Raw genomic sequence first — 9359 nt, 5'->3', positions numbered from 1 at the left:
ATGCCAGGCACCATGTACCAGCCCGCTCAAGATCCCTACCAACTGACACATGTACCGGGACTTCAACACTGACAGATGTCATGAGACTGAATAGTTTCGTGCTAACGGAAACTGTCCAAGATTGAGATCTCGGCGGGTCGAGGTGGCACCGACCGTGCTGCACGCCGGCGGCAGCCTCCTCGCGCCTTCAGACACACCGACGCGCTGCGGCATGACGTCTGATCCGTTCTCGCCGTCAGCTCGACAGGGCGCGCACTCGACATGGTGCGCGCCCGCCAGCCCCTGTTGCGCGTCCGTCCACCCGACTGTTTCTCCTGGTCATCGGCGTTTTCGACCGGCCGGAGGGTCATCCGGTCGTCGGCCGAACGGACGAAAGCGATCATCGCTCTTGGCGACCAGCGGTACATCACTTAGCGTTAGCGGCACGCCTCAACGCGAGCGGCGTTCGCAAACCCTCCCGCCTGCGGATTGGCTGCCATGCTGGAAGTCCTCCTGGTCTCGACCATCACTGTGAGTGCCCTCGCACTGCTGTTGATCGTCGGGTCGTTCGGGTACGGTTTCGTCCGCCCCGAGGTGGCCTACCGGCCGCGTCACGGGATTCGGCCGCCGCGCTACGGCCCGGTAGGCCCCGACCAGGTGGCGGTCCTGATCGCCTGCCGCAACGGCGCCGCGACCATCGCCGAGACGGTACGCGCGGCCCGCGCCACCGGGAGCGACGTGTTCCTGGTCTCCGACGCCTCGACCGACGACACCACGCGCCTCGCCGAGTCGGCCGGCGCGCGGGTGCTGTCCCTGGCCCGCAACGTCGGCAAACCGGCCGCCCTGCACGCCGGGTACGTCGAGTTCGGTCTCGGTACGCACTACCGGGCGGTCGCCATCCTCGACGACGACGTGGTGGTCGCACCGGACTTCGTCACCGCCGCCCTGGCCGAGTTGACCGAGGAGGTCGGCATCGCGGTCGGCCACAACGTCACGTGGTGGCCGCCGGAGCGGCGGTGGAACCCATGGCTGGCCAAGCGCGCCTACAGCTACTGGATGTATCAGGCGGTGATCCGTCGGATCCAGAGCCACTTCAACGTCATGAACTGCATCTCCGGCTCGAACTCGGTGTACCGCACCGAACTGCTGGACACCGTGCTGCCGCAGCAGCCGCCCTACATCGTCGACGACACGTACTGGGTGCTGGAGACGCACCGGCGCAACCTCGGCCGGGTCGTGTACGCGCCGCGTGCCCTGGCGCACCTGCAGGACCCGACCACGCTGCCCGACTGGTACCGGCAGAACCTGCGCTGGATGTGGGGCACCTTCCAGGGCGTCATCGGGCACCGGGTGGGTCGGCACACCAGCCGCTTCGACTTCGCGTACCTGCTGTTGATGCTGCACTGGGTCCTCTATGTGGCCGGCGGCCCGGTGACTCTCTGGCTGCTCGCCACCGCCGGCCCCGGGCTGCTGGCCGGGCTGGGACTCATGCTGGCCGGGCAGAGCCTCTGGGTCGGCCTCGCCGCGTGGCGGCTCCGACGGCCCCGCCTACCGCTGTTCCTCCCCGTGATCATCGTCGCCGACCTGCTGTACCGGGTGATCCTGGTGCACGCACTGGTCAAGGCGATCCGAGCACCAACGGTCGACCGCTGTGTCTGGGACTCCCCGGCCCGCATGGCGGTCGGCGTGAAGGGCTGAGGGAGGTGACAACATGTCCGCGAACCAGGACCTTCCGCTGACCGGCGCCTCCACCGCCACCGTCGGCCTGCTCGGCAGCATCCTGCTAGGGCTCGGTGCGCTGCTGGTGACCGCCGCCAAGTGGGGCGCCAAGGCCCGTCGCAAGATCGGCTGACGTACCGCCAGCACGGCCCGACGTGGAACGGCCGCCGGCATGATGCCGGCGGCCGTTCCCATGTCAGCGTGCCGGTCCCGGCCGCTGAAGGGCGGAGACGGCTCGTGGCCCGGATCCCCCGGCGGTGCGGGAGACGCGGGCCACGAGGCCGATCAGAGCGTGGGTCAGTCGGTGACCGTGACGGTCACCTCGGTGACGCCCCGGCCTGCGGTCACGGCGGTGTCGCCGTTGCCGTGCCGGGACAGGGCCCGCAGGGTCCAGTTGCCGGGAGCGGCGAAGAAGCGGAACTGACCGGCCGGAGAGGTCACCACCTCGGCGGTGAACTCGCCGGTCGAGTCGAGCAGCCGGACGTAGGCACCCGGCACCGGGTCACCCTCGGCGGCGCGGACGACGCCGGTGATGACGGTTTCCTTCTCCAGGTCGATGCCGGCCGGCAACGGCGCGGCCTGATCCGGTGCGGCGCAACCGGCGGCGGTCGGAGCGGTCATCTCAGGCCTCCCCAGGCTCGTCGCCGAGTGCCACCGGCACACCGACCAGCGAGCCGTACTCGGTCCAGGATCCGTCGTAGTTCTTCACGTTGCGGTGGCCGAGCAGCTCCTGGAGGACGAACCAGGTGTGCGAGGAGCGCTCGCCGATCCGGCAGTACGCGATGGTCTCCTTGCCGTCGTCCAGCCCGGCCTCGCCGTAGATCTTGCGCAGCTCGTCGTCGGACTTGAAGGTGCCGTCCTCGTTGGCCGCCTTCGACCACGGCACGCTGATCGCGGTGGGGATGTGGCCACCCCGCTGGGCCTGCTCCTGCGGCAGGTGGGCGGGGGCGAGCAGGCGGCCGGCGAACTCGTCGGGGCTGCGCACGTCGACCAGGTTCTTGGTGCCGATCGCGGCGACGACCTCGTCGCGGAAGGCCCGGATGCTGGTGTCCGGCTCCTGCGCGACGTACTGCGTCGCCGAGCGGGTCACCTCATCGCGGACCAGCGGACGGCCGTCCAGCTCCCACTTCTTGCGACCGCCGTCGAGCAGCTTGACGTCGCCGTGGCCGTAGAGCTTGAAGTACCAGTACGCGTACGCGGCGAACCAGTTGTTGTTGCCGCCGTACAGGACGACGACGTCGTCGTTGCTGATGCCGCGCTCGGAGAGCAGCGCCTCGAACTGGGCCTTGTTGACGAAGTCCCGGCGGACCGGGTCCTGCAGGTCGGTCTTCCAGTCGAGCTTGATCGCACCGGCGATGTGACCGGTGGCGTAGGCCGAGGTGTCCTCGTCGACCTCGACGAAGACGACGCCCGGAGCGTCGAGGTTCTTCTCGGCCCACTCGGCCGAGACGAGTGCGGTGTCGCGACTCATCAGATCACTCCCTGGTGAGGATGGATGGTGAGCCAGCGCGCGGAAATCGCTGTGACGAAGGAGTCGCACCACGCGCGGGACCCATAGCTAGGAACGGATCACGGGATTCGTGCGACGGCGCCGCTGCCGGGCGTCCGGTGGGGTGCACCGGGATCAGGTACGCGTACCCCGAGTGCCTTAGGCCGCTAGGCGGCCCGAAACAGCCCCGCCGTCAGATGACGGGGCGACACAGGCAGGTGGCCACGCGGCACAGGTCGACCGCGCGCCGTTTGGTGAGGAGCGTCCCCATGACCAGGGAGCCTACCAGCGATCTCATGAATCTCCACCGGGCCGACCAGCATCCGGGACGTCGGCACCGGGGTCAGCCGACCGAGTTGATCGGTACGTCCCGTGCGTCCGCGGTCACCGTCAGCCCCTCCGGCCTCGGCACGACCTCCCGGACGGTGAGCTGGAACGGCAGCTCCGGCAGGGGTACGTCGACCGAGATGCTGCGGGCGAAATTGTTCAGCAGAGTGCGGGCGATCGCGACGTTGGGCAGCCCCTCGGCGTCCAGGTCCTCGAAACGGAGCGCGATCTGCCCCTGCTCACCGACGACGATCTCGGCGATGCCGGTGACGGTGAGCCGCTGGCCGAGGACGTCCAGCGGGGCGGTCACGGCGAGCTTCCCGTCCTGCTCACCGAGGGTCAGGCCCTCGCGGTCGAGCAGCGCGGCCAGACTCTGGTAGCTGATCGTGCCGGTCCCGTTGACCGTCTCGGCCACCACCTCTCCCTGGCCGGTGCGCAACGTGTCCAGCGAGGCGCGCACGTTGCGGGCGTCCACGTCCAGGCTGGGCAGCGCGACCGCGTCACCCTGCACCGAGCCCTGTACGTCGCGCAGTCGGATGGTGATCCGCTCGTACCTGCCGTCGAGCACCTGGGTGAGGAAGGGGAACCCGCCCAGCTCGACCTCGGGCGGGGAGGACTGCGCACCCTGCTGGGCCACCTGCTGGCGGACCTCGTCGGCGATGGTGCGTTCGGCCACGTTCGCCGCGACCCGGTCGGCGATCACGATCAGCCCGACGAGTACGAGCAGCAGGACGACGAAGCCGATCAGTACCTTGCGCCCCCGTCGCCGCGGGCGCCGTCCATAGGTCTGCTCGTGCTCCACGCCTTCTCCTGTCCTGTCGCGTCGATACCGGTCGAATCGCCGGTACGCCCGGCGGCGCACCGGTGTTACCCGATGTCCGGATTCCTCAACCGCCCGCCGCAGCGGCCGGCTACAACACCAGTCGGCACATCAGGTACGCGGCCGGGGCGGCCATCGCGAAGCCGGCGAGCGGCCCCTGCACGTGCCGGGCCGCCCACGCGTCGGGCAGCTCGCCCGCCATCAGTCGACCCGCCGCGGCGTACCCGGAGGCCAGGTCGGCCAGCACGGCGACGACTGCGGTGACCAGGCCGATGATCGCGGCCCGGGTCGGAGTGAACGGGGTGACCAGATAACCGCCGAGCAACGCGCTCACGAGCGTACCCACCATGGCGCCACCGACCACCCCGGCGGCCCCGCGCGGCACCTGGGGCGCGAGTCGGGGCCAGGCCGCGACGGCGTCGGTCAGCCGGGCGACGGTGAGCGCGACCGCGCTCGCCGCGAGGCAGACCGCGATCGCCTGGGTGCCGGCGGGAACCCGGGTGAGCACGATGAGCGTGGCGAAGGCGACCGGGCCGAGCACGATGGTCGCGGTGGTCCGCACCGAGTCGGTCACCCGCACCCGGTCCACCCGCCGGACCAACTGGCCGAGCACCGCGACGAGCACCCCGCCGACCGCGACGTAGAACAGCGGCAGGAGGCGAGGTTCGGCCGTACGGATGGCCACGGTGTCGGCCACGGCGGCGGCCAGCACACCGACGCCGATCACCACCGCGGAGGCCGGCGGCCGGTTCACCACCGTCCAGGCCAGCACGAACAGCACCTGGACGAGGAACACCACGATGGCGAAGGGCACCCGGTCGCCGGGCCCGGAGGTCTGCGCGCCGACGATCAGGCCGACGCCGAGCAGCGCGGCGAACCCGCCGACGGCGAGGGAGAGCTTCTTGGGGACCTCGACCGGTGGTTCCTCGTCCTCGTCCTCCTCCTCGTCGAGCGTGTCGTCGGCACGCCGGGGCGAGCCGCCACGGCGCAGCCGTCGCGGGCCCCGGGAGCGGCCCCGCTCCTCGGTCTCGACGGCCGGACCGGTACGCGGTGCCGAGCCGTCACCGGAGGGCGCGTCGTCCGCCCACGGGTCGCGGTCGGTCTCGGGCGAGTTGGAGGGAAACACCCACCGATCGTGCCAGACCATATGCACAACTCGGGTGCCACGGTTTCCGCGACGTTAAAACCTGAGCCGCGATCAGGGGCAGAAGGTGCAAACAGGAAACCGCGACCAGGTCCAAGCCGGGCCATCGGCTAGTCTCAAGCCGAAACCCGCCCGTCAGCGACGCCGGGACCCACGGAAGTTCCCAGCGCCCACTCGCCCTGAGTGCCGCTGGTCGCGTGCGGCCACACCGGCCGCCGGGACGGAGGTGATCGTGGAGATCCTGCTGCTGGTGACCGCACGGGCAGGCGAACCATCCGCAGTGCTGCCGGCACTCGACCTGCTGCCGCACTCGGTTCGCACCGCACCGCGCGACGTCCGCACCCTGGTCGCCGGCCCGAGCCCGGACGCCGTACTCGTCGACGCCCGCTCCGAGCTGAGCGAGGCGCGGGCGACCTGCCGCATGTTGCACGCCACCGGGCTGGGCGTACCGCTGGTCGCGGTCGTCACCGAGGCCGGCCTGATCGCGCTCAACGCCGACTGGGGCGTGGACGACGTCATCCTCGCCTCCGCCGGCCCGGCCGAGGTGGAGGCCCGGCTGCGGCTCGCGGTCGGCCGGTTGAGCAACGCCACGGCCGGCGCCGGTGGTTCGATCCGGGCCGGCGAGCTGATGATCGATCCGGACACCTACGCCGCCAAGCTCAAGGGCCGCCCGCTCGACCTCACCTACAAGGAGTTCGAGCTGCTGAAGTTCCTGGCCCAGCACCCGGGCCGGGTGTTCACCCGCGACCAGTTGCTGCGCGAGGTCTGGGGCTACGACTACTTCGGCGGCACCCGGACGGTGGACGTGCACGTTCGCCGCCTGCGGGCCAAGCTCGGCTCCGAGTACGAGTCGATGATCGGCACCGTGCGCCAGGTGGGCTACAAGTTCGTCGTGCCGTCGAACCGGGCACTGGCCGAGGCCACCGAGCACGCGGCGCTGGCGCTGCGCCCCCTCACCGTCGAGGGCTAAATCCCTATACGCCCCTTTTGGTCGACTTGCCGGTCTTATGGTGACTGCCGAGTCGACCAGCAAAAGGGGCTGCGGTGGGCACGTATTACGGGAGCTCGGCACGACGGCCGGTGGGCACGGCACAGGCGGTCGGCATCATCGCGCTCGTGGTGTCCGCGGTGCTCGGCTCGGCGTACCTGCTCGGGCGCAACCTGCTGCCCGAGGAGCCGCGCGACGACTCCGCGGTCACCGCGACCGGTGCCGAGCACCCCGAGTACGCCGACCAGGTCCCGCCCTCGGCGGACTCCCCCGCACCCACCGGCACACCCAGTTCCGGCACACCCAGCTCCGTCCCGCCCAGCGGCGTCCCGCACGACCCGGACCACGGCGGGACCCAGGACCCCAACTTCGGCCCGATGGGCACCCGGGTCACCACCGGCACCGGCACCGTCGCCCTCACCTTCGACGACGGACCGAACCCGGACTACACGCCCCAGGTGCTCGCCCTGCTGCGGGAGCACCGGGTCACCGCGACCTTCTGCCTGGTGGGCCAGAACGTCCAGGCGTACCCGTGGCTCGTCCAGCAGATCGTGGCCGACGGCCACACGCTGTGCAATCACAGCTGGGACCACGACGTGACGCTGGGCGCGCGGTCACCGGAACAGATCCGCAACGATCTGCTGCGCACCAGTGAGGCCATCCGCGCCGCTGTGCCGGACGCCCCGATCGCCTGGTATCGCCAGCCCGGCGGCGCCTGGACGTACTCCCTGGTCGCCACCGCCCGGGAACTCGGCATGACGCCGCTGCACTGGACGCTGGACACCTCCGACTGGCAGCGGCCCGGCGCGACCCGGATCGCCGCGTCGGTGCTCGACGGGGTGCAGCCCGGTTCGATCGTCCTGCTGCACGACGCCGGGGGCGACCGACAGGGCACAGTGGACGCTCTGTACCGCATCCTGCCCGAGCTGAGCGGCCGGCTCGACGTACAGGCGCTGCCGCGTCACGGCTTCTGACCGGCGTCGTCCCGCCCACCGCCGCGATGTCGCCGGTGACCCGGATACGGTGACGGGATGAGCGGCACTCGATCGACCGGCGACCAGGTCCACCCGACCGGCGACCAGGTCCACCGCACCGAGCGGCTCGGGCCGACGGAGATCGCCGAGGTGCTGGCGCTGGCCCGGGCTGCGGGCGACTCCGACGGCGCGGACCCGCTGGACGAACACGTCCTGCTCCGGCTGCGTGACGAGCGGGCACCCGCGATCCACCTGCTGACCCGCGACGACGGCACCCTCACCGGGTACGCCCACCTGGACACCGGCGACCCGGGCAGCGGGATCGGGGCGGAACTCGTGGTGCACCCGGCGTACCGGCGACGCGGCATCGGTCGGGCGCTGGCCCGGGCGGTGGTCGCCGCCGCCACCGGGCCGCTGCGCGCCTGGGCTCACGGCGATCACCCGTCGGCCGCCGCGCTCGCGGTGGACCTCGGCTTCCGCCGCGCCCGGGTGCTCTGGCAACTGCGTCGGCCGCTGACCGCGCTGGACCCGCCACGCCTGCCCGACGGGGTGGAACTGCGGGCGTTCCGCCCCGGCCAGGACGACGACGCCTGGCTGACCCTGAACGCGCGGGCCTTCGCCGACCATCCCGAGCAGGGCCGGTGGAGCGCCGACGACCTACGGGTACGCCTCGACGAGCCGTGGTTCGACCCGGCCGGTTTCCTGCTCGCCGTCGAATCGGCGACCGGTCGGCTGCTCGGCTTCCACTGGACGAAGGTGCACGAGCGGGAAGGCTCGGCGCGCATCGGCGAGGTGTACGTACTCGGGGTGGAGCCGTCCGCGCACGGCGGCGGACTCGGTCGGGCGCTGACCACGGCGGGGCTGGCGTACCTGCGGGAGCAGCGCGGGCTGGACCGGGTGATGCTCTATGTGGACGAGTCCAACACCGGCGCGGTGGCGCTCTACGAACGGACCGGGTTCGCCCGCTGGTCCGCCCACGTCAACTACCACCTGGGCTGAGGCGGGTCAGCGCGTCGGCGGGTCACCCAGATAGAAGCGGGGATCGACCTCGTCGGAGAGGTCCAGCACCGGCGTGATCGGGGTGGCCGCGTCCCGGGCCGCCGCCGCTCGCGCCACCGCTGCCAGGTCGTCGCAGGCGGCCACCTCGGCGAGCGTGACCTGGGTCGGCGGCAGCATCGTCAACTCACCGGCCGCAGCCCGTCGGCAGGCGTCCGCCGGACGGATCCAGAGGGCGTGGTCGGCCTCGCCGGAGACCTCCCGGGTCCGCTGTCCCTCGGGCAGCAGCGCGACGAAGAAGTACGTGTCGAAGCGGCGCGGCTCGAAGTCCGGGGTCACCCAGCGGCTCCAGGGCAGCAGCAGATCGGAGCGGAGCGTCAGGTCCCGCGCGGCCAGCAACTCGGCGAAGCCGGTACGCCGCTGCTCCAGGTCGACCCGGGCGGCCTCCCAGCCGTCGTCGCTGACGTCGCCGACCACCCGTCCCGCGTCCGGGCCGGCGAGCAGCACCCCGGCCTCCTCGAACACCTCCCGGGCCGCCGCGCAGACCACCGCCTGCGCGGCCTGCGGCGGCACACCGAGCCGTACGCCCCAGTCGGCCGGCTCGGGCCCCGCCCAGTCGAGGTGTGCGGTCGAGTCCGAGGGGTCGACGCCGCCGCCGGGAAAGGCGTACATGCCGCCGAAGGCCATCGCCGCGACCCGGCGGATCAGATAGACCTCGAAGCCCTCGTCGGCCGGGCGCAGCAGCAGCACGGTGGCGGCCGTCCGGGGCACCGCGGGAACCCCGCCCGACGCCTGGAACCGGCGGGCGTGCTCCACCAGCGCGGGCGGCGCGGGATAACCACGATCCAGGGTCATACGCCGAGCTTAGAGCGATGTCCCGAGCGGTGGATCAGCGGTGCCGCCCGGAGGTGATCTTCGGTAGC

General features: G+C 71.6%; 11 protein-coding genes. 5 read left to right on the top strand and 6 right to left on the bottom strand.

Annotated features, from left to right (window positions below; all coding sequences use genetic code 11):
• Window positions 1-477 precede the first annotated feature (477 nt).
• Both ABT008_RS26145 and ABT008_RS26140 read left to right on the top strand, forming a co-directional pair.
• Window positions 478-1677, top strand: a complete 1200-nt coding sequence (locus ABT008_RS26145; protein ID WP_350699338.1) for a glycosyltransferase family 2 protein — start codon at window positions 478-480, stop codon at window positions 1675-1677.
• A gap of 13 nt (window positions 1678-1690) precedes the next feature.
• Window positions 1691-1831: a hypothetical protein gene (locus tag ABT008_RS26140; RefSeq protein ID WP_191088575.1), complete on the top strand. Its 141-nt coding sequence runs from the start codon at window positions 1691-1693 to the stop codon at window positions 1829-1831.
• 164 nt (window positions 1832-1995) lie between these two features.
• On the opposite strand, the gene ABT008_RS26135 is transcribed toward ABT008_RS26140, so the two are convergent.
• The 5 genes from ABT008_RS26135 to ABT008_RS26115 form a co-directional block, all read right to left on the bottom strand.
• Complete coding sequence (locus ABT008_RS26135) at window positions 1996-2319, bottom strand: DUF1416 domain-containing protein (protein ID WP_350699336.1); 324 nt, start codon at window positions 2317-2319, stop codon at window positions 1996-1998.
• Window position 2320: 1 nt separating this feature from the next.
• A complete protein-coding gene (locus tag ABT008_RS26130) occupies window positions 2321-3169 on the bottom strand; it encodes a sulfurtransferase (protein WP_350699335.1) in 849 nt (282 codons plus the stop codon).
• Between the two features lie 211 nt (window positions 3170-3380).
• The gene (locus ABT008_RS26125) at window positions 3381-3458 is read right to left on the bottom strand and encodes an Ms5788A family Cys-rich leader peptide (protein WP_311202345.1); all 78 of its coding nucleotides are present in this window, start codon (window positions 3456-3458) and stop codon (window positions 3381-3383) included.
• A 72-nt stretch (window positions 3459-3530) separates the two neighbouring features.
• Complete coding sequence (locus tag ABT008_RS26120) at window positions 3531-4316, bottom strand: LmeA family phospholipid-binding protein (RefSeq protein ID WP_350699333.1); 786 nt, start codon at window positions 4314-4316, stop codon at window positions 3531-3533.
• A 109-nt stretch (window positions 4317-4425) separates the two neighbouring features.
• Window positions 4426-5460: a hypothetical protein gene (locus ABT008_RS26115; protein ID WP_350699332.1), complete on the bottom strand. Its 1035-nt coding sequence runs from the start codon at window positions 5458-5460 to the stop codon at window positions 4426-4428.
• Window positions 5461-5710: 250 nt separating this feature from the next.
• Here ABT008_RS26115 and ABT008_RS26110 point away from each other — a divergent pair, with 250 nt between their 5' ends.
• From ABT008_RS26110 to mshD, 3 genes are all read left to right on the top strand, one after another.
• Complete coding sequence (locus tag ABT008_RS26110) at window positions 5711-6448, top strand: winged helix-turn-helix transcriptional regulator (RefSeq protein WP_350699330.1); 738 nt, start codon at window positions 5711-5713, stop codon at window positions 6446-6448.
• Between the two features lie 110 nt (window positions 6449-6558).
• Window positions 6559-7440 carry a polysaccharide deacetylase family protein gene (locus ABT008_RS26105; RefSeq protein ID WP_350699328.1) on the top strand — a complete coding sequence of 294 codons (882 nt, stop codon included), beginning with the start codon at window positions 6559-6561 and terminating at the stop codon, window positions 7438-7440.
• 57 nt (window positions 7441-7497) lie between these two features.
• Window positions 7498-8439 (top strand): mycothiol synthase, encoded by a 942-nt coding sequence (mshD, locus tag ABT008_RS26100; RefSeq protein WP_350699326.1) that lies wholly within the window; start codon window positions 7498-7500, stop codon window positions 8437-8439.
• Between the two features lie 6 nt (window positions 8440-8445).
• On the opposite strand, the gene ABT008_RS26095 is transcribed toward mshD, so the two are convergent.
• A complete protein-coding gene (locus ABT008_RS26095; protein ID WP_350699324.1) occupies window positions 8446-9291 on the bottom strand; it encodes an NUDIX hydrolase in 846 nt (281 codons plus the stop codon).
• Window positions 9292-9359 lie beyond the last annotated feature (68 nt).

It is taken from the genome of Micromonospora sp. NPDC002389 (assembly GCF_040296095.1).
Lineage (GTDB): Bacteria > Actinomycetota > Actinomycetes > Mycobacteriales > Micromonosporaceae > Micromonospora.
The sequence above is the reverse complement of the archived record's forward strand: the minus strand, read 5'-3'. Positions and strand labels throughout refer to the sequence as shown.

Bases quoted from the DNA above. Each gene is read 5' to 3' on its own strand.
- ABT008_RS26145 (WP_350699338.1), top strand. From the start codon at position 478: ATGCTGGAAGTCCTCCTGGTCTCGACCATCACTGTGAGTGCCCTCGCA.
- ABT008_RS26140 (WP_191088575.1), top strand. From the start codon at position 1,691: ATGTCCGCGAACCAGGACCTTCCGCTGACCGGCGCCTCCACCGCCACC.
- ABT008_RS26135 (WP_350699336.1), bottom strand. From the start codon at position 2,319: ATGACCGCTCCGACCGCCGCCGGTTGCGCCGCACCGGATCAGGCCGCG.
- ABT008_RS26130 (WP_350699335.1), bottom strand. From the start codon at position 3,169: ATGAGTCGCGACACCGCACTCGTCTCGGCCGAGTGGGCCGAGAAGAAC.
- ABT008_RS26125 (WP_311202345.1), bottom strand. From the start codon at position 3,458: ATGGGGACGCTCCTCACCAAACGGCGCGCGGTCGACCTGTGCCGCGTG.
- mshD (WP_350699326.1), top strand. From the start codon at position 7,498: ATGAGCGGCACTCGATCGACCGGCGACCAGGTCCACCCGACCGGCGAC.
- ABT008_RS26095 (WP_350699324.1), bottom strand. From the start codon at position 9,291: ATGACCCTGGATCGTGGTTATCCCGCGCCGCCCGCGCTGGTGGAGCAC.